This window comes from Brevundimonas sp. NPDC092305, from assembly GCF_044755415.1.
GTDB lineage: Bacteria > Pseudomonadota > Alphaproteobacteria > Caulobacterales > Caulobacteraceae > Brevundimonas.
Window position 1 is genome coordinate 736,535 of sequence record NZ_JBIVQY010000001.1, and the last position, 22,591, is coordinate 759,125.

At 66.0% G+C, this 22,591-nt stretch carries 22 protein-coding genes and 1 riboswitch; of the genes, 9 read left to right on the forward strand and 13 right to left on the reverse strand.

Annotated features, from left to right (window positions below; translation table 11 throughout):
- Positions 1-56: 56 nt before the first annotated feature.
- The 5 genes from ACIQC9_RS03655 to ACIQC9_RS03675 all read right to left on the reverse strand — a co-directional run bounded on the left by ACIQC9_RS03655 (position 57) and on the right by ACIQC9_RS03675 (position 5,907).
- Positions 57-2,510, reverse strand: coding sequence for a TonB-dependent receptor plug domain-containing protein (locus ACIQC9_RS03655; protein ID WP_400612495.1), 2,454 nt, complete (start codon positions 2,508-2,510; stop codon positions 57-59).
- Between the two features lie 286 nt (positions 2,511-2,796).
- Positions 2,797-2,905: riboswitch (SAM riboswitch) on the reverse strand.
- A gap of 109 nt (positions 2,906-3,014) precedes the next feature.
- The gene (gene rplI, locus ACIQC9_RS03660; RefSeq protein WP_400612497.1) at positions 3,015-3,599 is read right to left on the reverse strand and encodes a 50S ribosomal protein L9; all 585 of its coding nucleotides are present in this window, start codon (positions 3,597-3,599) and stop codon (positions 3,015-3,017) included.
- 1 nt (position 3,600) lies between these two features.
- Positions 3,601-3,879 carry a 30S ribosomal protein S18 gene (rpsR, locus tag ACIQC9_RS03665; protein ID WP_400612500.1) on the reverse strand — a complete coding sequence of 93 codons (279 nt, stop codon included), beginning with the start codon at positions 3,877-3,879 and terminating at the stop codon, positions 3,601-3,603.
- A 12-nt stretch (positions 3,880-3,891) separates the two neighbouring features.
- Positions 3,892-4,281 carry a 30S ribosomal protein S6 gene (rpsF, locus tag ACIQC9_RS03670; protein WP_400612503.1) on the reverse strand — a complete coding sequence of 130 codons (390 nt, stop codon included), beginning with the start codon at positions 4,279-4,281 and terminating at the stop codon, positions 3,892-3,894.
- 192 nt (positions 4,282-4,473) lie between these two features.
- A complete protein-coding gene (locus tag ACIQC9_RS03675; RefSeq protein ID WP_400612506.1) occupies positions 4,474-5,907 on the reverse strand; it encodes a D-alanyl-D-alanine carboxypeptidase in 1,434 nt (477 codons plus the stop codon).
- Positions 5,908-6,162: 255 nt separating this feature from the next.
- Between ACIQC9_RS03675 and ACIQC9_RS03680 the strand changes: the two genes are divergently transcribed.
- The 4 genes from ACIQC9_RS03680 (at position 6,163) to ACIQC9_RS03695 (ending at position 11,200) form a co-directional block, all read left to right on the forward strand.
- Positions 6,163-6,654 (forward strand): phasin family protein, encoded by a 492-nt coding sequence (locus tag ACIQC9_RS03680; protein ID WP_400612508.1) that lies wholly within the window; start codon positions 6,163-6,165, stop codon positions 6,652-6,654.
- Positions 6,655-6,914: 260 nt separating this feature from the next.
- A complete protein-coding gene (gene clpS / locus ACIQC9_RS03685) occupies positions 6,915-7,247 on the forward strand; it encodes an ATP-dependent Clp protease adapter ClpS (RefSeq protein WP_400612511.1) in 333 nt (110 codons plus the stop codon).
- A gap of 8 nt (positions 7,248-7,255) precedes the next feature.
- Positions 7,256-9,565, forward strand: a complete 2,310-nt coding sequence (clpA, locus tag ACIQC9_RS03690) for an ATP-dependent Clp protease ATP-binding subunit ClpA (protein WP_400612513.1) — start codon at positions 7,256-7,258, stop codon at positions 9,563-9,565.
- A 93-nt stretch (positions 9,566-9,658) separates the two neighbouring features.
- Complete coding sequence (locus tag ACIQC9_RS03695) at positions 9,659-11,200, forward strand: methyltransferase domain-containing protein (protein WP_400612515.1); 1,542 nt, start codon at positions 9,659-9,661, stop codon at positions 11,198-11,200.
- 79 nt (positions 11,201-11,279) lie between these two features.
- Here the strand turns inward: ACIQC9_RS03695 and ACIQC9_RS03700 are convergent, their stop codons facing one another.
- The gene (locus ACIQC9_RS03700) at positions 11,280-11,591 is read right to left on the reverse strand and encodes a CsbD family protein (protein ID WP_400612517.1); all 312 of its coding nucleotides are present in this window, start codon (positions 11,589-11,591) and stop codon (positions 11,280-11,282) included.
- A gap of 113 nt (positions 11,592-11,704) precedes the next feature.
- Positions 11,705-12,097, reverse strand: coding sequence for a GFA family protein (locus tag ACIQC9_RS03705; RefSeq protein ID WP_400612520.1), 393 nt, complete (start codon positions 12,095-12,097; stop codon positions 11,705-11,707).
- Between the two features lie 136 nt (positions 12,098-12,233).
- Here ACIQC9_RS03705 and ACIQC9_RS03710 point away from each other — a divergent pair, with 136 nt between their 5' ends.
- A complete protein-coding gene (locus ACIQC9_RS03710) occupies positions 12,234-12,818 on the forward strand; it encodes a DUF2239 family protein (RefSeq protein ID WP_400612522.1) in 585 nt (194 codons plus the stop codon).
- Here the strand turns inward: ACIQC9_RS03710 and ACIQC9_RS03715 are convergent.
- The 5 genes from ACIQC9_RS03715 to ACIQC9_RS03735 are packed head-to-tail and all read right to left on the reverse strand — an operon-like array spanning position 12,807 to position 17,268.
- The gene (locus ACIQC9_RS03715; RefSeq protein ID WP_400612524.1) at positions 12,807-13,982 is read right to left on the reverse strand and encodes a hypothetical protein; all 1,176 of its coding nucleotides are present in this window, start codon (positions 13,980-13,982) and stop codon (positions 12,807-12,809) included. The genes ACIQC9_RS03710 and ACIQC9_RS03715 overlap by 12 nt on opposite strands.
- Positions 13,979-14,983 (reverse strand): cobaltochelatase subunit CobS, encoded by a 1,005-nt coding sequence (gene cobS / locus ACIQC9_RS03720; RefSeq protein WP_400612526.1) that lies wholly within the window; start codon positions 14,981-14,983, stop codon positions 13,979-13,981. The genes ACIQC9_RS03715 and cobS overlap by 4 nt, the downstream gene beginning before the upstream one ends.
- 10 nt (positions 14,984-14,993) lie before the next feature.
- On the reverse strand, positions 14,994-16,103 hold the full coding sequence (locus ACIQC9_RS03725) for an FAD-dependent oxidoreductase (protein ID WP_400612529.1): 1,110 nt from the start codon (positions 16,101-16,103) through the stop codon (positions 14,994-14,996).
- A 10-nt stretch (positions 16,104-16,113) separates the two neighbouring features.
- The gene (locus tag ACIQC9_RS03730; RefSeq protein ID WP_400612531.1) at positions 16,114-16,542 is read right to left on the reverse strand and encodes an organic hydroperoxide resistance protein; all 429 of its coding nucleotides are present in this window, start codon (positions 16,540-16,542) and stop codon (positions 16,114-16,116) included.
- Between the two features lie 51 nt (positions 16,543-16,593).
- Positions 16,594-17,268 carry a J domain-containing protein gene (locus tag ACIQC9_RS03735; RefSeq protein ID WP_400612534.1) on the reverse strand — a complete coding sequence of 225 codons (675 nt, stop codon included), beginning with the start codon at positions 17,266-17,268 and terminating at the stop codon, positions 16,594-16,596.
- Positions 17,269-17,313: 45 nt separating this feature from the next.
- On the opposite strand from ACIQC9_RS03735, the gene ACIQC9_RS03740 reads away from it, so the two are divergent.
- The 4 genes from ACIQC9_RS03740 (at position 17,314) to ACIQC9_RS03755 (ending at position 21,899) form a co-directional block, all read left to right on the forward strand.
- Complete coding sequence (locus ACIQC9_RS03740; protein WP_400612536.1) at positions 17,314-17,607, forward strand: BolA family protein; 294 nt, start codon at positions 17,314-17,316, stop codon at positions 17,605-17,607.
- A 203-nt stretch (positions 17,608-17,810) separates the two neighbouring features.
- A complete protein-coding gene (locus ACIQC9_RS03745) occupies positions 17,811-19,526 on the forward strand; it encodes an ATP-binding protein (protein ID WP_400612538.1) in 1,716 nt (571 codons plus the stop codon).
- 137 nt (positions 19,527-19,663) lie between these two features.
- Positions 19,664-20,134 carry an RcnB family protein gene (locus tag ACIQC9_RS03750; protein WP_400612540.1) on the forward strand — a complete coding sequence of 157 codons (471 nt, stop codon included), beginning with the start codon at positions 19,664-19,666 and terminating at the stop codon, positions 20,132-20,134.
- 70 nt (positions 20,135-20,204) lie between these two features.
- Entirely contained in the window at positions 20,205-21,899 is a 1,695-nt protein-coding gene (locus ACIQC9_RS03755; RefSeq protein WP_400612542.1) for a cisplatin damage response ATP-dependent DNA ligase, read from the forward strand.
- On the opposite strand, the gene ACIQC9_RS03760 is transcribed toward ACIQC9_RS03755, so the two are convergent.
- Complete coding sequence (locus tag ACIQC9_RS03760) at positions 21,884-22,501, reverse strand: hypothetical protein (RefSeq protein ID WP_400612545.1); 618 nt, start codon at positions 22,499-22,501, stop codon at positions 21,884-21,886. The genes ACIQC9_RS03755 and ACIQC9_RS03760 overlap by 16 nt on opposite strands.
- Between the last annotated feature and the right edge of the window lie 90 nt (positions 22,502-22,591).

Consider the following 22,591-nt stretch of genomic DNA (forward strand, 5'->3'; position numbering starts at 1 on the left):
AACGGCTGACTAAAAGGGCGCGCCTGAAGACGCGCCCTCTCAGGCTCTGATTGCGATCAGAAGTTCAGGCTGACGCGGCCATACAGGAAGCGCCCGTTGAAGCCGTACGGCGAGAAGTTGGAGAAGGGGAAGGCGCCGGAGGTGTTGTTCGCCGGCAGGATCTGCTTCGTGTACTCGTCGAAGGCGTTGTCGGCGCCGACGGCCAGGGTGATCCGGTCCGTCAGGCTGTAGCGCGCCTCCAGATCGACGACGAGGGATACGCCCAGCTGCAGATCGGTGGCGGCCGTAGCGCCGGGGGCGAGTACATCGCCATAGCCGGTCACGCGGATCGTCCCGCCCAGCTGGTCCTTCGTCCAGTCTGCCTGGGTCACCACCTTCCACGGCGGCGTGCCTTCCTCGAACCGCAGGGTGGCCTGACGGGCGAAGAGGTTGACCGGCGTGGGCAGGATGCCGGTCGCGGTGGTCGGAGTTTTGGTGACCTTGAAGTCGTTGACGTTGCCTGCGAGCGTCAGGTCAAGACGGCCGAAGCCCTCGTCGATCCGATAGCGGGCGACGACATCCAGGCCGGTCGTCTCGGTGTTCACCCCATTGATGAAGAAGCGCGCACCGGTCGCACCGTAGGGCTGCAACAGGTCGAAGATGGTGCGGGCGTTGGTGCCCACGGCCGCGGTCGCGCTGCCCGTCAGGGTCTCGGACAGGATGATCCGGTCGTCTATGTCGATGCGATAGGCGTCGGCGGTGAACTCGAACGGGCCCTGCCGGTAGACCAGACCCAGCGAATAGTTGGTCGAGGTCTCGGCTTCCAGCGCGGTGCCGCCCAGCGCCAGTCCGACCGGGCTGACCGACGGGAAGGTGCCGGTTTCATACGGTACGTTCGAGATGTAGAGGATGGCCGTCTGGGTGAAGTATTGCTGTTGCAGGCTCGGCGCGCGGAAGCCGGTCGAGACCGCGCCGCGGATGGCGAAGTTGGGCGTGAAGTCGTAGCGGGCGGCCAGCTTGCCCGAGACGTTGTCGCCGAAGTCCGAATAGTTCTCGTAGCGGACGGCGCCGGAGAGCGTCAGGTTCTCGACCACCTCGCCCTCGAGATCCAGATAGACCCCGACGTTGTGCCGGTCCTCGTCGACCTCATTGGCCGGGGTAAAGCCGGTGAAGCCGCGCGAGCCCCAGTTCAGGTCGGTGCCGCCGATGTTCAGGAAGGTCCCGCGTGCGTAGGAGCCGGGCTCGCCCGCGCCGATCTGATAGCTTTCCTGACGCGCCTCCAGACCGAAGGCGACATTCAGGGGGGCGTAGAGGCCGAACTCGTACTGGCGGCTGGCGTCGATGCCGAAGACGAGCTGATCGTAGGTCAGGGAGCCGGCGTAAAAACTGGTCGGCGAGGTCGGACCGAGAGACGGGTTGAGGGTATTCTCGGCCCCGAACTCAATCTCGTTCTTTCCGTAGCCGAGGTTGACGTCGACATCGAAGCCGCCGGCCTGTCCGCGAACGCCGCCCGCGGCGGTCCAGTCGGTGGTGTCAGTCAGGATGTAGGGCAGGTAGCCGTCGGGATAGACGCGGCCTGTTCCCGGATAAGACGGGTTCTGCGCATTGTCCGTGGGCGTCCGGTAGAAGGCGGCGGCTGAGGCGTCCCGTGTCTGATAGCCGGCCCATCCGTAAGCCTCCCATCCGGCGGAAATGGGCACGCCGGCGTTCAGATAGACGGCCAGGTCTTCGCTTTCGGGATCGCCCTGGCCGCCTCGAACGCGGGCAGGCGTGAAGCGGGGATCGATGTCGCTGCGGTTGGTGCGGGCCCGGTCACGATATTCGACCGAGGCGGTCAGGAAGCCGTCGTCGCCGAGGGCGAATCCCTGCCAGCCGGAAACAGTCAGGGCCTCGCCATCGCTGATGTCCTTCCCGCCGCCGTAATACCCTGGATAGTCGGTGACGTAGCCGCCGTAGGTCACGGTCGCACCGCCGCCGCTGGCCGCCTCCCGCAGACGCAGGTTCAGCACGCCCGCGATGGCGTCCGAGCCATACTGGGCCGCGGCGCCGTCACGCAGGACCTCGATCCGCTCGATCGCCGAACTGGGGATGGCGTTCAGATCAACAGCCGCGGACCCGCGCCCGACAGAGCCGTTGGTGTTGACGAGAGCGGTCGCGTGACGTCGGACGCCGTTGACCAGAACCAGCGTCTGATCCGGTCCCTGTCCCCGAAGGGTGGCGGGGCGGATCGAGTCCGTGCCGTCGGTTGCGGACGGGCGCGGGAAGTTCAGGGCGGGCACACTGGCGGCCAGCTGGGTCGCCAGTTCGGTCGAGCCGCGCTGTTGCAGGGTTTCGGCAGTCACAACGTCGACCGGCGCGACCGTGTCGAGACGAGACCGGCCGGGAACGCGGGTGCCGGTCACGACGATGTCGTCAACGTCGGAGACAGGCTCCTGCGGCGGCGTCTGGGCCTGCGCAGGCAAGGCGATGAACAGGGCGGCGGACGAGGCCGCGGTCAACAGGGCGAAGCGGGCGGTGTAAAAGGTTTTCATGGTTTCAGTCTTCTCGATGGGGCGAGCGCAACCGGCCGGGCGACGCGGTCAGGCCGGCGCCGGTGTCGAGCTTCGATTGTCGGGGGAGCCGGCGGGGGCCGGCGTCGGTCAGGTCAGACCGGGAGGCGACATCGCATCATACAGAGGCGAAAGCCGCGCGCGGCCGCAAGGGCCGGCGGCGTGAGAGCTGAATCAAGCAACGCAACATGGTCACGCATGGTCGTCTCCCGTCATCATCGGGAACCGCTTCGGTGACGGATGGAGGGAGTCCGGCCTTTGCCGGGTCCTCTCATCTGCCGCGACCCGGAGGGGTCCCGAAGGAGTTGGCACCTTACGGCGATCCGCAGGTTGCCCCGGCGTCCAAGGGCCTTTCCCTCAGCCGGTCTCGATGAGCACTTGCGATATTGCGATGCGGTAGAAAAGCGTCAAGGCGTTGTCGCAAAAAAGTTCGGCGGCGCAGGGTCGCCCCTACGCCGCCGTGACTTTTCAGACGCAGAGGTCGGATCAGGCTTCGGAGCCCAGACCGTCCTGCTGGCCGGCGCCGCCTTCGATGAGGTCCTGGGCGGCCTGGTCGGCGGCCTGACGTTCATCGTCGAACTGCGAGCGGATCACGTCCTCGCCCTTGGCCTGACGCTCGGCTTCGTCAGCCGAACGGGCGATGTTGATCTTGACGGTAGCCGAGACCTCGGCGTGCAGGCGAACCAGCACTTCGTGGACGCCCAGCGTCTTGATCGGAACGTTCAGCACGACTTGCGAGCGCTCGATCTTGCCGCCTTCAGCCTGAACGGCCTCGACGACATCGCGACCGGCGACCGAACCGTACAGCTGACCGGTTTCACCCGCCTGGCGGATCATGACGTAGGTCTGGCCGTCGATCTTGTCGGCGACCTTCTGTGCGTCGGTCTTGTTCTTCTCGTTGCGCTGCTCAATGGCGGCGCGGTCGAGTTCGAAAGCCTTCAGGTTTGCGGCAGTGGCCCGGCGGGCCTTGTCGCGCGGCAGAAGGAAGTTACGGGCGAAGCCGTCCTTGACGGACACGACGTCGCCGATGGCGCCGAGGTTCTCGACGCGTTCAAGCAGAACGACCTTCATCTTACTTCACCACGTAGGGCAGGAGGGCCAGATAGCGGGCGCGCTTGATGGCCTTGGCCAGTTCGCGCTGCTTCTTCTGGGAAACAGCCGTGATGCGCGAAGGCACGATCTTGCCGCGCTCGCTGATGTAGCGTTGCAGCAGTTTCACGTCCTTGTAGTCGATCTTCGGCGCGTTCGGGCCGGAGAACGGGCACACCTTGCGGCGGCGGAAGAACGGGCGACGGGCCGGGCCGGAGCCTACGGTCGTACCCGGGATCGGGGCGGCGGTCGTGTCAGTCATGTCCATCGCTCCTTAGAATGCGGCTTCGGCGTCAGCGTCTTCACGCGGACCACGTTCACGCTCGCGCTCGCGTTCCCGCTCACGGCGGGCCAGCAGCGGCGACAGTTCCAGGTCGAGTTCGTCGACGCGGACGGTCAGCCAGCGCAGCACGTCTTCGTTGATGGCCAGCTGGCGCTCCACCTCGGCCATGGCGGCCGGAGGAGCGTCGACGGCGAGCAGCGAATAGTGCGCCTTGCGGTTCTTCTTGACCCGGTAGGTCAGGTTGCGCAGACCCCAGTACTCGATCTTGGCGACGGAACCGCCGCCCTGGGTGATCAGGTCCTTGATGGTGTCGTTCAGCGCTTCGGCCTGTTGCGCCGAGATATCCTGGCGCGTCATGACCGTGTGCTCATAAAGAGCCATGCGGCAGTCTCCCTTGTAGGGCGCCGGCGCGGGTGGACCGGGTAAGTCCTGTCCCACGATGGATCCTGAAGCGGCGGCCGGGATGACTTCCCGAACCCTTTGGAACTCCGCGTCAGGACCGAAGCCCTGGAAAGGCGGCGCGTATAGGGGAAAAGGGACGCAGGAGCAAGCCGCGCCCGGCCGGTCGGACCGTCAGCCTTGCGGTCGGATCACCAGACAGGTCACACGCCGCTCGGACAGCGTCTCGCAGGCGGCCTGCGCGGACGCCTCGGTCATGCCGATGAAGCGCGAGCGGTACCAGCCCTCGGCATTCTGGACGTTGCGCTCGGCGCCGGTGAAGGCCGTGCGGAAGCGGCGGTTCACTTCGGTTAGCCAGTCGGTCGCCACCTTCTCGTCGCGGAAGGCGCCGACCTGTACCGACCAGCGGCCGGCGGGCGTCGTGGCGCGGGCCGGGGTCGACCGCGGCGCGCTGGCCCGCGGTGCGGGGGCCGAGGCGCGCGGAGAGGACGATCCGCCATTCAGGATGGCGGTGACGTCGGCGGGGCGGCCCTCAAGCGCGGCGCGCTGCGACGGAGCCGGGGTGACGCGCGTCGGGGTCGGGGGCGTGGCGGGCAGGGCGGTGTAAGCCACCCCGGACGAACCCATGCCGGTTTCGCCGTCCTCACCCGACGCCGCCGAGGCGTATGTGATCGGCCCGGAGGTGTCGGCGCTGATCCCGAAGCCGCGCTGTTCGAAGAAGGCCTGGGCGATCGGCACGGACTGGCCGCGGCCCCGCGCGCGCTCGACCTCGAAGCCGGTCTCCATCAGGGCGGCGACGTGCTGGTTTCGGCTGGCGGTGGAACGTCCGCCGAGAACGATGGTGATCAGCCGCTTGCCGTCCGCCACCTTGGACGCCGCCAGATTGTAGCCCGAGGCGTTGGTGTAGCCGGTCTTCATGCCGTCATAGCCGTTGCCGCCCAGCAGCAGGCCGTTGGTGTTGCGATAGTCACGGCCGTTGTAGGCCCAGTCGTGCAGGCCGAAGTACCGGTAGTACTGCGGATAGTCGCGCATCACCGCCCGGGCGAGGACGGCCAGATCACGGGCCGAGGTCAGCTGGCGGCTGTCGGGCAGGCCGTTGGCGTTGACGTAGCGGGTCTGGCTCATGCCCAGCTCGCGGGCCTTCAGCGACATCTGGGCGGCGAAGCGATCCTCGGAACCCCCGACATGCTCTGCGATGGCGACGGCCATGTCATTGGCGCTGCGAACGGCGGTGGCCTTCATGGCGTCGTCCAGCGTGATGGTCTGGCCGGCGGCAAGACCCAACTTGGACGGCGGCATGCTGGCGGCGTGCGGCGAGATGGTCAGCACGTCCGTCGGCTTGACCCGTCCCTCGGACAGGGCCTCGAACGTCAGATAGAGTGTCATCACCTTGGTGATCGACGCCGGATAGCGCCGGCTGTCGGCGTGACGCGCGAACAGCACCTCGCCCGACGCGGCGTCCACCACGATGGCGGCGTAGCGCGAATTGTCAGAGGACTGCGCTTCAAGCGGCGGCGACGTGGGCGTCAGGGCGAGCCCTGCGACCAGCAACAGCGAAAGAAGTCCGCGACGGATCAGAGCGGTGATCGGCAAAGCGACAGGCCTCATCTCTACTGGCGCGGCGTCGGCCCCCCGGCGCGTCGCTGATGAAAAGCTAGCATGCGAGGTCGTGGTTGCGTGATGGTAAACAAGCGGTCAACAAACTTGTGAAGCGCCGAACGGCGTCGCATGAAGTTTTTGTGCAGTGCACAAAAAACGCTTGACCCCTTTTCGCACTTGCACCATATAGCCGTCGTCGCGCGGCCCCGGTCGCGCAGAACAATTCAAGCGGCGACCGCCGCGACTGGTTCAGGAGAGAGTTCCATGGCTGACAACGCCGAGACCATCAAGAAGACCGTCGAAACCGCCGCGGCCACCGCTCAGGCGTCGGCCAACAAGTTCCAGGCCCAGGCTGAAACGGTGCAAGCCGCCGGCGCCAAGGCGTTCCGCGAAGGCATCGACAAGTCGGTCGCCGGCTTCGCCGAGCTGAACGTCGAAGGCAAAAAGAACATCGAAGCGCTCGTCGCATCGGCCTCGGCCGCCCAGAAGGGCGCGGAGACCCTGTCGGCCGCTTCGCTGGCCTTCAGCAAGAAGAGCTGGGAAGACAGCGTCGCCGCCGCCCAGTCGCTGACCGCCGCGCGCTCGGTGCAGGAACTGGTCGAGCTGCAAACGTCGTGGGCCAAGTCGGCCGCCGAAACCTATCTGGCTGAAGTCACCCGCATGACTGAAGTCTTCACCGCTTCGGTGAAGGACAGCTTCCAGCCGATCAACGAGCGCGTCACCGCCTCGGTCGAAAAGCTGCAGGCCGCCCGCTAAGGCGACCACCGCTTCCAGTAAGCGTAGCGTAGAGTACCCAGAGCCCCGGCGGTCACGCCGGGGCTTTTTGTTTGCCCTATCGGTCGTCGCGCGGCGCCTGCCTGCTTGAGGGCGGTTCGCTATGCGTCACAGGTCGCGTCGGGTCGGGAGGTCCCGCAGGGCCGACGAGCGCGGCTAACAAGAGATGGTGACTTGCCGCATCTACAAAACCGCCCGACAGTTCCTATCTGTCCATCCGACTCCCCAAAACCGGACAACGAATGCCGCCGTCACGTAAGGTCGGTGATCAGGATGGAGGCCTCGGCGCCGCCACCGTCACCGAAATAAGACCGAAGCTTCAGAAGCCCTCGCTGTATCGAGTGCTGATCCTGAACGACGACTACACCCCGATGGAATTCGTCATCTATGTGCTGGAGCGGTTCTTTCAGAAGAGCCGCGAGGACGCGACTCGCATCATGCTGCATGTGCACCAGCATGGCGTGGGAGTGTGCGGCGTCTTCACCTACGAGGTGGCCGAAACCAAGGTCGCCCAGGTGATCGAGACCGCAAGGCGTCACCAGCACCCCCTGCAATGCACGATGGAAAAGGACTGAGTGGACGCATGCCCTCGTTTTCCCGTCCCCTGGAAGAAACCCTGCACCGCGCGGTGCACTACGCCAACGAGCGTCGGCATGAGTATGCGACGCTCGAGCACCTGTTGCTCGCCCTGCTCGATGACCAGGACGCGTCGACCGTCATGGCGGCCTGCAACGTCGACCTGACCGCGCTCAGGACGGCGCTGACCTCATACGTCGACACCGATCTCGCCGCGCTGGCGACGTCGGACGGCGAGGACGCCAAGCCGACCGCCGGCTTCCAGCGCGTGATCCAGCGCGCGGTGATCCACGTCCAGTCCTCGGGCCGCGAGGAAGTGACCGGCGCCAATGTGCTGGTCGCCATCTTCAGCGAGCGCGAGAGCCACGCCGCCTACTTCCTGCAGGAGCAGGACATGACGCGTTACGACGCGGTCAACTTCATCGCCCACGGCATCGCCAAGAAGCCCGGCGCCGGCGAGACCCGTCCGGCCAAGGCTGGCGGCAGTCCCGAGGACGCCGAGGATGCGGCCGCCGCCAAGACCGGCGGCGAGGCGCTGGAGGCCTATTGCGTCGACCTGAATGAGAAGGCCCGCAACGGCAAGATCGATCCGCTGATCGGCCGTCATGCCGAGGTCGAGCGCTCGATCCAGATCCTTTGCCGCCGGACGAAGAACAATCCGCTGCTGGTGGGCGAGCCGGGCGTCGGCAAGACCGCGATTGCGGAAGGTCTGGCGCGCAAGATCGTCAATCACGAGGTGCCGGACGTGCTGGAAGGCGCGACCATCTACAGCCTCGACATGGGCGCGCTGCTGGCCGGCACCCGCTACCGTGGCGACTTCGAGGAACGACTGAAGCAGGTCGTGAAGGAACTGGAAAACCACGACAACGCGGTTCTGTTCATCGATGAGATTCACACGGTTATCGGCGCCGGCGCGACCAGCGGCGGTGCGATGGATGCGTCGAACCTGCTGAAGCCCGCACTGGCCTCCGGCACCCTGCGCTGCATGGGGTCGACGACCTACAAGGAGTATCGCCAGCACTTCGAGAAGGATCGCGCGCTTGTGCGCCGGTTCCAGAAGATCGACGTCAACGAGCCCACGGTCGATGACACGATCAAGATCCTGAAGGGGCTGAAGACCTCGTACGAAGGCCATCACAAGCTGCGCTACACCGACGCCGCCATCCGTACGGCGGTGGAGCTGTCGGCCCGCTACATGACCGACCGCAAACTGCCGGATAAGGCGATCGATGTGATCGACGAGGCGGGGGCGTCGCAGATGCTGCTGCCGGAATCGAAGCGCAAGAAGGTCATCGGCCAGAAGGAGGTCGAGGCCGTCATCGCCAAGATGGCCCGCATTCCGCCGAAGTCGGTGTCCAAGTCCGACACCGAGTCGCTGCGTGAACTTGAAGCCGACCTGAACCGGGTCGTCTTCGGTCAGGACGGCGCCATCGAGCAGGTCTCGGCGGCGATGAAGCTGGCGCGCGCCGGTCTACGCGATCCCCAGAAGCCGATCGGCGCCTTCCTGTTCTCCGGCCCCACGGGCGTCGGCAAGACGGAGGTCGCCAAGCAACTGGCGTCGACCCTGGGCATTGAGATGCTGCGTTTCGACATGTCGGAATACATGGAGCGTCACACCGTCTCGCGGTTGATCGGCGCGCCTCCGGGCTATGTCGGCCATGATCAGGGCGGCCTGCTGACCGACGCCGTCGACCAGCATCCGCATGCCGTGGTCCTGCTGGACGAGATCGAGAAGGCTCACCCGGACGTCTACAACATCCTGCTGCAGGTGATGGACAACGGCCAGTTGACCGACGCCGTCGGCAAGAAGGTCGATTTCAGGAATGTCATCCTGATCATGACCACCAACGCCGGCGCCGCGGACAACGCCCGCGCCGCCATCGGCTTCGGCCGGGGCAAGGTGGAAGGCGAGGACGACAAGGCCATCCAACGTCTGTTCGCGCCGGAGTTCCGCAACCGTCTGGACGCCATCGTCGCGTTCAAGGCGCTGGACTCCGACACGATCAAGTCGGTGGTGTCCAAGTTCGTCATGCAGCTGGAGGCCCAGCTGGCGGACCGCAACATCACCATCGAGCTGACTGACGAGGCCGCCGACTGGCTGGCCAAGAACGGCTTCGACGAGCTTTACGGCGCCCGGCCTCTGGCCCGGACGATCCAGGAGCACATCAAGAAGCCGCTGGCCGACGACATCCTGTTCGGTCGCCTGACGCGCGGCGGCCATGTGAAGGTCGCGCTGAAGGACGGCAAGATCGACTTCGACATCACGCCCCAGAAGGGCGCGCCGGCCAAGGTCGAGGAAGAGGAAGCCGCCGACTGACGATCGTCAGTCGTGGCGGGAAGAGGCCCGGGTGGAAACGCCCGGGCCTTTTTCGTGGGCGAAGGGGCGCTATACCGGGGCATGAGCCGGGCGATGTCAGACGTGAATGCGGCCCGCCATCTGGCGGCGACGGGCGACCGACATGCGGTCGAGGGACGGCTGGAAGAGGCCTTCGCCGCCTATCGCGACAGCGTGCGGGCCGCGCCGGAGCTGGCGCGGGGCTATGTCGGCGCGGCGCGGATTCTGATCGAACGGGGCGACTTCGGACAGGCGACGCAGGTGCTGAGCCGGGGCCTTGCGGCGACCGACGGGGAAGGCGCGAAACTGATCGCACCGCCGCTGGCCGGTCTGCTGGCTGGTCTGGCGCCGACGACGTGGCATCGGCAGCTGGACCACGATCTGACGGCCTGCCTGACCAGCCCGGCGGTCGATCCGCAGACGCTGGCCAAGGCGGCCGCGCGACTGCTGCTGCTGAAGACGCCGGAAGGGAAGGTCCCCGATGATGATCCCCTGTGGCTGGCCTTCCTCACCCGCTGCATCAATGTCGATGCGGCGATGGAGGCGCGGCTGACGACGCTGAGGCGTGCGGTGCTGGCGCGAGGGCAGGGAACCGGGCTCGCCGAGGCTCTGGGACAGCAGGCGGCGTCAGGCGAATACCTCTGGCCGGTCAACGACGCGGAGCGGCAGGCGCTTGATGCATTGGGTGACGACGCCGCTGTCCTGCGGGCCATGTACGAACCGGAGACCGGGCCACCCGTCGCCGACGCGGGGTCCGATGTGGTCCGGCAGCACTATGAGGAGAACCCCTATCCCCGCTGGTCCGCCCCGCCGGCGCCGCAGCCGAGGGCGTTGCGGTCGGTGATAGAGGCGCTGCCGGGCGTGGGCGCCGGGCTGTTGTCAGCGCCGCCGCTGAGCGTACTGGTCGCGGGCTGCGGCACGGGCTTCGAGCCCATCGAACTGGCCCGGATGGACCCGACGCTGACGATCACCGCGATGGACCTGAGCCGGGCCAGCATCAGTTATGCGGAGGCGAAGGCGTCGGAGCTGCAGGTCGAGGGCGTCACCTTCATGCAGGGCGACCTGTTGAACGTCGGCACGCTGAACCGGACCTTCGACGTCATCACCAGCACCGGTGTGCTGCATCATCTGGAACGGCCGGAGGCGGGACTGGCCGCATTGGTGCGCGTGCTCGCCCCGGGCGGGGTGATGCGGCTGGCCCTCTACAGCGAGCGGGGGCGGGCGCTGGTGAAGCTGGCGCATCAGGAGATCGCGGCGCGCGGCCTGACGCCGTCGCCGGACGACATCCGGACCTTCCGCAACCACGTGCTGGCCCTGCCGGCCGACGCGCCGCTGGCGGCGCTGCGCGAGAGCGATGACTTCTACAGCGTCAGCGGCTGCCGCGACCTGCTGTTTCATGCGCGGGAGCACCGCTACAAGCCGCTGCAATTGGGGGAACTGCTGGCCGGCGCAGGGCTGCGGCTGGTCGGCTTCGAGGCGACGCGCGAGGCCCGGACGCGCTTTGTCGAGGCCTTTGGAGCCGGGGCGGACAGGTTGGATCTCGCCCTTTGGGACAGGCTGGAACAGAACCACCCCACGCTATTCGCCGGGATGTATCATCTGTGGGCACAGCGGTGAGACGGCCGGTGCGCTGGCAAACGAAATCGGCCGCCCGTTCGCACAGGCGGCCGACAACGGTTGATATTCAGATCGCGCCCTAGCGGCGACGGCCGCCGAGCAGGTTGGCCAGCAGGATGGCCGCGCCGGCGACGATGCCGGTAGTGAGCAGCGGCTTGTCGCGCGCGAACTGGACGCCCTTGCGGGCTTGGTCGCGATACTGGACCGGTACGCGATCAACATTCTGGTCGATGCTGTCGATCACCTTGCCGTAGGCGTCCTTCGCCTTGCCCTTGATCTCGTTAAACTTGCCGTCGAGCTGCAGCTTGCTGTCGCCGGTGAGGTCGCCAATGCCGTTCTGGACCTTGCCGGTCAGTTGGTCGGCGGCGCCTTCGGTGCGTTGGTCGGTCATGGGTGGAAGTCCTTGTCTGGCAGGTCGGGAATGAGGGGGCCGGGGAGGCTTGCCGGGATAGCGCGGCAGCGTCACGCCGGTTCCGTTCGCGCGCGGAATGCCGCGCTGACCTGTCAGTCGTCCGAGCGACCCGTGGTCTCGCGGTCACGGTCGTAGCGCCTCATGTGCTGAAACGGCGGCAGCCAGCCCTCGCGGCGGACGGTCCAGAGCTCATAGGTCGGGGTCAGCTGATCGATGGCGTCGAGTGCGCCAAGGCGGACCTCGATCTCGTCGTCGGATCGCGAGAAGACAGGCGAACCGCACCGCGGGCAGAAGTGCCGGTCGCCATAGTTCCGGGTCTCGCCCGTGATGGCCACCGCAGCCTCCGGGAACACGGCATAGGCCTGAAACAGGGCGCCGTGGTGCTTGCGGCAGTCGAAACAGTGGCACACGCCGCTGCGATACGGCCGACCCGTCGCCTCGATCCGCAGGTCGCCGCACAGGCAGCCGCCGGTGAACCGATCCATGCCGCGTCTCCTCCGAAGTCCGGCAGTGGAATGCGCGGGGCGGCCGGTCGTTGCTGGCGCGAGGATATTTACCCGGATGATATTGACGGCGGTATTTAGCCCGGGTAAATCCCTGCCGACATCACCGGAGCCGACCATGACCATCCCCGCCGACCATCCCGTTTTCGCCTTCTCCGGAGATCGCCTGATCGCGCGTGGCCCGGCCGCCGAGGCCCTCTCGGCCATCAAGGCCGCGACCGATGCGGGGGAGGCGGTGCTGGCCTTCGACGCCGCCGACGGCCGGGTCATTGATTTCGACCTGCGCGGCGATACAGCTGACGTTCTGGCGCGTCTGAAACCGGCGCCCGAAGCCGAAAAGCGCGGTCCGGGCCGGCCGAAGCTGGGCGTCACCGCCCGCGAGGTGACCCTGCTGCCCCGCCACTGGGACTGGCTAGCCAGCCAGCCCGGCGGCGCCTCGGTCGCCCTGCGAAAACTCGTCGAAACCGCCCTCAAGGACGCTGAGGGCCCCGACCGCGCCCGCCGGGCCAAGGAGGCGACGTATCGCGTCATGACCACGCTGGCGGGAGACCGGCCGGGCTACGAGGAGGCGACACGCGTGCTGTTCGCCGGCGACTGGACGGCGTTCGACGCGGCGGTGGAAGGGTGGCCGGATGGGGTGAGGGAGGTGGTAAAGGAGATGGCGGAGGGGGCTTGGCGAAATGGAGTCCGCTTACCCCTGTGAAACGGCCACCGGATCTGGCTTCCAGCTATGGTCAAACTGATCTTCGAGAATGTACCCGTAGATCATGTCGCCCGGCAATGCGGCCCAAACGTTCCAAAACTCATTCTCCCCTTTCAAATCTGGCGTTGATCCTGTCGTGGAGAAGGTAAGCAGTCCCGGAGGAGTGTATGTAAAATTGGCGGTGACGTCGGCCTTTTCAAAGAGCTTTGCTCCTTCGGACTTCAGCCGAAGAACCCAGTTCGATTTGATGCCAATGTACTTCTGATCCGCCTCATGCTGTTGTTTTTGAACAATCATTTCAGTGATGTTGGAAAGTGCGTACCTTGCACTCTCTTGGATGTGGTCTCCCCGCAATATGTCCAATGCATTCTCAGTAAGCCAAATGCCTTCCGTCGAAAGATAGACGCGTGGAGTTATACGTCGAACATTCCAGAATGTTATTGGACGTATGCCGAAGCCTAGAAGTCGGCTTTCCATCAGCCCGTGATCAATCACGATGTGATCAAATGGAATGCGTACGCTCTTCCCTATGTATTCTGCCGAACGCGCGAAGGCCGGAGCGTCACATTGTGGTCCCAGAAGTCCGACGAGATTTCCTCCATCTCGGTACGGTGCAATATCGAATGGCTTCTCGAAAGTGAGGTAAAGCGCCTTCCTCGCCGCGGAGAGACAACCAGAGAAATCTCCAGCCTCGTAAAACGCCTCGGCGTGAACAAGCCAAGCTTTAACATCAGCTGCTGAAATTTCAGTTGATCGACTAACAGTATCGAAATCCCAACCGAAAACTTTCGTTGTGGCGGCCTGAAGGAACTGACGGCTCGCTGCTACAAATCCTTGAACCTCTTTCGGGTCAGGACAAATTCCGTGGTGTTTAGCGGTTACTCTGGCAGCGTTTAACTTGAGAACGGTGCCTCGCCTCTCTAAAGGGCTGCCAAGGTGATTTTCGACCGTCGTTAAGGTTTCCTCGAAAGACGCTTTCAGCTTTAGCGGCAGTGACTTGTGGTCAGAGGCCGCTACAAGAAATAGTTCGCAAGCATCTTGCAGAAGGATGAGGCTAGTAAAGATCTCGCTTTCGGAAGCAGAATTGCCTTGGCTTTCGGCCATCCTAAGGAGATGACGAGCGACGATCAGACGGCGAAGCGAACCGTCTGCTTCCCCAGTCATCCCACCTTCACCCGCGTCGCCGCCTCGGGAAGATCCTCCCCGAACGCCCGCTGATAGAACTCCGCGATCGTCGGGCGTTCAAGCTCGTCGCACTTGTTGAGGAAGGTCAGCCGGAAGGCCAGACCAACATCCCCCGCGAAGATGGTCGCGTTCTGGGCCCAGGTGATGACGGTGCGGGGGCTCATGACGGTGGAGATGTCGCCGTTCATGAAGGCGTTGCGGGTCATGTCGGCGACGCGGACCATGGCGGCGATGCGGCGGCGGCCGTCGGCGTCGGACCACTCGGGCACCTTGGCGGCGACGATCTCGGCCTCGACGTCGTGGTCGAGGTAGTTGAGCGTCGAGACGATGTTCCAGCGGTCCAATTGGGCCTGATTGATCTGCTGGGCGCCGTGATACAGGCCGGTGGTGTCGCCCAGCCCGACGGTGTTCGAGGTGGCGAACAGGCGGAAATACCTGTGCGGGCGCAGGACGCGGTTCTGGTCAAGCAGGGTCAGTCGGCCCGAGGCCTCGAGTACGCGCTGGATGACGAACATCACGTCGGGACGGCCGGCGTCGTATTCGTCGAACACAAGGGCGACCGGGCGCTGCAGCGCCCAGGGCAGCATGCCTTCGCGGAATTCGGTGACCTGTTTGCCGTCCTTGAGGACGATGGCGTCCTTGCCGATCAGATCGATCCGGCTGACGTGCGCGTCGAGGTTCACGCGCACCATCGGCCAGTTCAGCCGGGCGGCGACCTGCTCAAGGTGGGTGGACTTGCCGGTGCCGTGGTAGCCCTGGACCATCACGCGACGGTCGAAGGCGAAGCCGGCGCAGATGCTGAGAGTCGTCTGGGGATCAAACTGATAGGCCTCATCGACCTCGGGCACATGGGCGTCGCGCTCGGTGAAGACCGGCACGGTCATGTCGCTGTCGATACCGAACAGCTCGCGGACAGACTTCTGCTGGGTCGGCTCCAGCGTCAGCAGGGGATCGGGCGTCGAGTCGAGGGGGGAGGCCATGCTGGTGCGATTAGCGCAGCGTGACCGGGTGGTCGAGGCCCATGCCCACCTTGAGGATGCGGTTCAGGACGAAGGGCGTCCGGGCGACGACCGGGATGACCAGACGGCGCATCAGATCGGCCGCGGGCGAGGTGTTGCGAACCGCCGAGGTCAGGGCCCGGACATTGCGCACGACGGCGGCGTCGACCGGATGGCGCAGTCGGCCGTAGTCGTCGAGACGGCCGGGCTGGCCTGACAGGAAGTCAGTGGCGCAGGCGGCGAAGACGAAAGCGTCCTCGATGCCGAGGTTCATGCCCCGGGCGCCGATGGGCGAGTGGATGTGCGCGGCGTCGCCGGCCAGACAGACCCGGCCGACGCTCATCCGCTCGACCATGCGGTGCGAGATGCGGAAGTCGGAGCGCCAGTGGACGGTCCCGGCGGTCCAGCCCGCGGGCAGGCTGTCCAGCATCGGCGGGCCAAAGCCGATCAGACGGAAGGTCTTTCCGGAGAAGGGCAGGCAGACGAACGGCCCCTCGGGCCGCAGGTCGATCCAGCCTTCATCGGCGGCCGGGCCGGTCAGGTCGACGTCCAGCAGTTGCCAAGGCTCATTCCAGCCATCGCCGGGGAACTCGAGATTGAGCGCCTTACGAGCGACGGAATGGGCGCCGTCTGCGGCGAACAGGACCGGGACTGTCCGGGTCGAGCCATCGGACAGGGTTGCGGAGACGGCGTCGGCGGTCTGGCTGAGCGCCGTCAGCCCAAGGCCGCGTTCGACGGAAACGCCGAGGGCCGCCAACGCGACCGTCAGCAGGGCCTCAGTCCGGGCCTGAGGCAGGATGACCATGCGATGCTCGGCGCCCATGGCGGCCCAGTCGATGCCCAGGGTCGCCAGCGGCTTGCCGCGCCGGTGAAGACGCAGCGCCCGCATCGCCTGCGCCTCGGCCTCGATGGCGGCCGTGACGCCGGTGTCTTCAAGCAGATTCAACGTGCGCGGATTGACGCCCAATGCCTTGGAGGTCCGGGTCGGCTCGGCGCCGGCGTCGATGACGCGCACGGGAACGCCGCGCCGGGTCAGAAACAGCGCCGCCGCCAGTCCCGTGGGACCGGCGCCGACGATCAGAACCTGCGGCGCGGCGTTCATGGCCGCGAGCCTATTCCGCGCTGAGGGCGACGTCGACGTTGCCGCGGGTGGCGTTGGAATAGGGGCAGACCTGATGGGCCTTCTGGATCAGGTCGTCGATGACGGACTGCTCCAGTCCGTGGTCGGTGACCTTCAGCGCGATGTCGAGATTGAAGCCTTCGCCGCGCGTATTCTTGCCGAAGCCGACGGTGGAGTGGATCTTCGTGTCCGGACCCACCGGCGTGCCGGCCTTGCCGCTGACCAGACGCAGGGCGCCGAGGTAGCAGGCGGCGTAACCCGTCGCGAACAACTGCTCCGGATTGGTGCCGTCGCCGCCCTTGCCGCCCATTTCGGTCGGGGTGGACAGCTTCACATCGATCTTGCCATCGTCGGTGGTCGAGCGGCCGTCTTCGCGACCGCCGCCGCTGGCCGTTGCGTGGGCTTTGTACAGGACTTCCATAGGGCGCTCCTTCGGTTGGAGCCCCATACCTAGGCGTTCGGCGCGGCGAAGCTAGGCCGCCAGCCCCGCCTTCTTCAGAGTCTTGTAGGCCTTGATCACGCGTTGGAGCTTGGCCTCCGCGCCGCGGTCGCCCTGGTTCAGGTCCGGGTGGAAGCGTTTGAGCAGCTCGTGATAGCGCGCCTTGACCGCCTTCTTGTCGGTGCGGACGTCCAGATCAAGGTCCGCGAGCGCGGCGCGTTCCAGCTTGCCGAGGCGCAGGTCGTCCTGACCCTCCGGCCCCGCCTGTTCCTTCGTACGGCGACCGAACAGGCCGAAGCTGTCGCGCCATGAACCGGCGCCGGTCTTGTTGGCGGTGCCCATCTTGGCGGCGAAGGCGGCGGCCTCGCGGCTGCCGGCGCCAGCCTTCATCTCCCACGTCGGGCGACCGCCGGTCATGGCCTCGTTTTCCTGGGCGGCGCGAACCTCGCCCTCGCTCATGCCGGCGTAGAAGTTCCAGCCCTTGTTGTACTCGCCCGCGTGGCGTTGGCAGAAGTCATAGAAGTCATTCAGCCGCTCGCGCGACTTGGGCGCCCGCGCCGTCGCGGGCATGCGGCAGTCGGGCCACTGACAAGGCTTCTCGCCGGGCTTGAGATGCAGGACATCGGCCTCCGCAGCCTCTTCCTCGGGCTTCGGCGGCTTGATGCGCATGTCCTTGAAGCGCGGCGTGTATTGAAAGGCGGATGACATCGCCCGAAGTGTAGGGCCGAATTAGACCGCAACAAGGACTTGACGATGCCAGAGGGCCCGATCGCGACGATTATCCGCGAGAAACTGACCGCGGCGCTGGCTCCGGCCCGTCTCGATATCGAGGACGACAGCTGGCGGCACGCCGGTCACCATCACGAAGGCGGGATGGATGCGAAGCCGGGCGGGGAGTCGCATTTCAACCTGACGGTGGTTTCGACGGCCTTCGAAGGGCAGGGCAGGCTGGCCAGGCAACGGATGGTCAATGCCTTGTTGCGCGACGAACTGGCCGGGCCCGTGCACGCCCTGTCCATCAAGGCCCTCTCTCCCGACGAAATTTGACGGCGAGACTGACGTTCGTCGTAAAACTGTCAGCGTTCACCTCGTCTTAGAAGGTTTCAACCTACGTTCCGCGCCGATTGCAGGGGATGGGGCTGGGAATGGTTGAATCCGACGGCGTCGGTAAGCCTACGGCTAGTGAACCGGGGGGCGGGGAAGCGGCGCAGGCCCTGCGCGCGATCCTTCAGACTCAGTACCTGCGGTACATGATCATCGCCACCTGGGCGCTGGGGCTGGTGCCCGTCGTCGGGCTGCTGGTCGCCCTGGCCTGGTTTGTCGGAACGATCGGCGCGGGCGCGCTGCGGGGCGCGGTCGAGCATCGCCTGAGCAACCGCGTCGGCACGGGCTGGGGCCTGATCTTCCCGCTGGTGGCCACCGGAACGACCGCGATCTGGGCGATCGCGCCCAATCTGGCCTGGTTCTCGGGCCACCCCTTCGGCCACCCGCTGGCGCTGGCGTTCCTGATCTGCGGCTATGTGCTGGTGTTCTCACAACTGAGAACCTCGCCCCGTCAGGCGGTGATGATCTCGTCTCCCTACGGCGTGTCCGCCGCGATCATCGCCGGTTCGCTGTGGGGCACGAAGCTGTTCTGGCCGTTCATGGCCGTGGTGCCGTTCACGGCGGCCGGCCTTTTCGTACTAGTGCTGATGTCGATGCTGCGCGAGGAGCGAATTCGCGCATTCCAGGAGCATCAGGCCCACTTGATCGAGGAGCTCGAAGCCGCCCGCGACAAGGCGAACGCGGCCTCCGATGCGAAATCCAGCTTCCTCGGCGTCATTTCGCATGAGCTACGCACGCCGATGAATGGCGTCCTTGGCGCCGCCCAGTTGCTGGGCGCGACCCGTCTGGAGCCGTCGCAACGCGAGTATCTGTCGATCATCCGCAACTCGGGCGACAATCTGCTCAGCCTGCTGAACGACATCCTGGACATGACCAAGATCGAGGCCGGCAAGATGACGTTCGATACGGTCGACGTCTCGGTCCCGGATCTGCACAAGCGCGTCACCGGACCGTTCGAGGCGCAGGCCGAGGCCAAGGGCCTGACCTTCGTGACGACCTTCGAGGGCGAGATCCCTGCGGTGGTTCGGGGCGATCCGCTGCGTGTGTGTCAGGTCATCCACAACCTGCTGTCCAATGCCGTGAAGTTCACCGACGCGGGCGAGATCGCTTACCGGGTCCGGGCCGACCGTCTGGACGAGGAACACGTCCGCTTCGCCTTCTCGGTGCGGGATTCGGGCACGGGCATCTCGCCGGAGGATCTGGCGCGCCTGTTCCAGCCGTTCACGCAGGTAGACGCTTCCTCGACCCGTCGGTTCGGCGGCACGGGTCTCGGCCTGACTATCGCCCAGCGCATGGCCAACATCATGGGCGGCGACATTACGGTGCAGTCGGTGGTGGGAGAGGGTTCGACCTTCACCTTCACCTGTGACGCCAAGGTGATCGAATGGAGCGCCCCGGAAGCGGCAGCGCCGATCGCCGCGGACGTCGACGGCGGCCACTCGCTGAACGTGCTGGTGGTCGAGGATCACCCGGTCAACCGTATGATCCTTGATGCGTGGATGGCCTCGGCCGGTCACGCCTCGACCAGTGCGGAGAACGGACAGATCGCCGTCGACATGTCGGCGGAACGGAAGTTCGACCTGATCGTCATGGACGTAAACATGCCGGTGATGGACGGCCTGACGGCCACGCGGGCGATCCGCGCGGGTTCGGGCCTGAACCGCGAAACGCCGATCGTCGTCCTGTCGGCCTCGGCGAGGACCGAGGATCACGAGGCGGGTCTGGACGCCGGCGCGGACGCCTATCTGAACAAGCCGATCGACTTCAACGCCCTCGCACAGGTCATGAACCGGGTCGCGGGCGGGCGGGCTGCGGTCCGGGCGCTGTCCGACAGCACCGAGGCGGCGGCCGTCGCGGCCTGACCGGCAGGCAATCCTCGCGTTCGAAAAGAGGTCGCCGTGTGAATGGCAGGTGATCAGGGGTGTTCAGACCCGGCTCAACCGCCGGGGACCAGAGTGCGGGCAAGTCGAAATCCTTCGGCCGCAACTGGAGACATCTTATGAAGAAGATCCTCACCGCCGCCATCGCCGCGACCCTGACCATGGGCTCGCTGGGCGTGGCCTCGGCCGCCGAAGCCCAATCGCGCGACCGCCAAGAGCAACGTCAGGACCGCCGCGACGATCGTCGTGACGACCGGAACGACCGTCGCGAGTATCGTCAGGACAGCCGCGACGATCGTCGTGAGTTCCGTCAGGACCAACGCAGCTATGCGCGCTGGCAGCAGGCAGAGCGCCGCTACAACGCAGGGCGTTATGCCCCGCCGCGCGGCTACCAGACCCGCCAGTGGGCCTATGGCCAGCGGATGCCGTCCTACTACCGCAGCAACGCCTATGTGGTCCGGGACTACAATCGCTACGGCCTGCGTCAGCCGCCCCAGGGCTACCAGTACGTCCGCAGCGGGAATGACGTGGTTCTGGCCGCGGTCGCGACCGGCCTGATCACCGCCGTCATCGCGGGCCTGTTCAACTAATACGGCCCTGAAGTTCGACGTGACGCCCCGGAGGGAGACCTCCGGGGCGTTTTCGCGTTTGATGCCCTGAATGCGCGCCTTCGCCGAACTTCTTGATCGTTTGTCCCTCACGGCTTCGCGCAATGCGAAGCTGGTTCTGCTGAGGGACTATCTGCGCGCGACGCCGGATCCTGACCGGGGGTGGGCTTTGGCGGCGCTGACCGGAGAGCTCAGCTTCGCGGCGGCCAAGCCGGCGATGATACGCAGGGCGGTCGAGGGCAGGGTGGACGCAACCTTGTTCGGCTGGTCCTACGACTACGTCGGCGATCTCGCCGAGACCGTTGCCCTGATCTGGCCGGAAAATCCGGATCACCGGCCAAACCGCGAACCGGAACTGGGCGAGGTCGTCGACGCCCTGACACAGGCAAAACGCGGGGAAGTGCAGGGTCTCATCGAGGGCTGGCTCGATGCGCTGGCCCCAAAGGGACGATGGGCGCTGCTGAAACTGGTGACCGGAGCGATGCGGGTGGGCCTGTCCGCGCAACTGGCCCGGATGGCGGTGGCGATGATGCGGCCCGACGCCGTCAGTGAACCGCCGGAGCCGGACGGCGGCGAGGCGACCGTCGCGCTGGAGCCCCTGACCGCCGCGGACATCGTCGAGGTGTGGCATGCGGTCGAGGCTCCCTACGCCGAGCTGTTCGCCTGGGTCGAGGGCAGGGCTGACCGCCCTGACACCGAGGCGGCGGGCCGGTTCCGTCAGGTGATGCTGGCGGTGGCGATCGATGAGGCCGTGGATTTCGCCAAGCTGAACCCGGCAGACTACGCCGCCGAGTGGAAGTGGGACGGCATCCGCGTACAGGCGGTGCGCGAGAATGGCGTGGCGCGGCTGTACTCCCGTCATGGAGACGAGATCACCAGCGCCTTCCCGGACCTGATGCAGGGGTTGACGTTCGAGGGGGCGATCGACGGAGAGCTGCTGGTCTTTCGAGACGGGCAGGTGGCGTCGTTTGGTGACCTGCAGCAGCGGCTGAATCGCAAGGCTGTGGATGCGAAGTTGATGACGGCTTATCCGGCGGCCCTCTACGCCTATGACCTGCTGGCCGAGGGCGGGGAAGACCTGCGGGGCTTGCCGTTAAGGGATCGTCGGGGTCGACTCGAGGCGGTGGTCCGGACCCATGAGGGCGAGCGCCTCTACCTGTCGCCGGTGGTGACGTTCGACAGCTGGGAAGGTCTGGGCGTGCTCCGCGCCGATCCGCCGGTCGGCGCGGCGGCCGAGGGGCTGATGCTGAAGCGTTGGGACAGTCCTTATGTGGCCGGTCGGCCGAAGGGGCCGTGGTTCAAGTGGAAGCGCGATCCGCACGTCATCGACGCGGTGTTGATGTACGCGCAGCGCGGGCACGGAAAGCGGTCGAGCTTCTATTCCGACTATACCTTCGGCGTCTGGACGGACGAGGGTGTGCTGACACCGGTGGGCAAGGCCTATTTCGGCTTCACCGACGAGGAGTTGAAGCAGCTGGACAAGTTCGTGCGCGACCACACCATCGACCGGTTCGGTCCGGTGCGGTCGGTCAAGGCCACGCGCGACTTCGGTCTGGTGCTGGAGATCGCCTTTGAAGGTCTGCAGCGATCGACGCGGCACAAGTCGGGGGTGGCGATGCGCTTTCCCCGTGTCAGCCGGATCCGCTGGGACAAGCCGGCGCGCGAGGCCAACACCATCGACGACGTGATGGACCTGCTGGATGCCATCGAAAGTGGTGGAGGGCGGGTGGCTCAGCCGCTCCGGTGAGTCCGTCTGACAGGCTTCCTGAACCGCCAGTTGCGGTCGACGCGGTCCGTCACCCCGATCAGCTGCAGGAAGGTGATGACCGCGATGGCCGCGACCGCGACGCCCGCTTCCATCGGCGCTGTCGCCTCGATCATGAGGGGCAAAACGGTCCACTTCGCCGGGAAGGGCATCACGTTGACGTTCGGGTCGGCCTTCAGGTGCGGGCAGTACCTCAGGGACCGGTCGACACAGCGCCTGTGAAGCGGCGCGATCGACCCGGCGTCGATCACGACCCGGCGGTCTTCAAGAGCGCGGTCAAGGTTCATCGCCTTGCCCTCCCGCCGCAATCTTCCGGCCGAAGTCTGTTGCGCGACCTGCGTCCACCGGTCGTCCGACGACGTCGGCTCTCCGCACATGGGGCAGAGCATCCCCAGAACGGTCTGGCGCTGTCGGACAAGGTGGTTCTGGGAATAGAGAGGCTTGCCGAAGCCGGCCGCGCCGGTCTGCACGAGCGCGGCGCGTCCTCCAACGGTGGCGCAGGGCCGCACGCCGAGGACAGTTTCCTCGGTCCAACTGGTCACCCAGGGGACGTCGACTCCGACTTTCAACGCAGATTTGTTCATCGCCACTCCGGCGTGGATCGTTACGCCCTGCAGGAGCAAAGTCGATGAATTATCGCCGCCGTCGGGCTTCCAATCCGGCCTCAAGGCGTT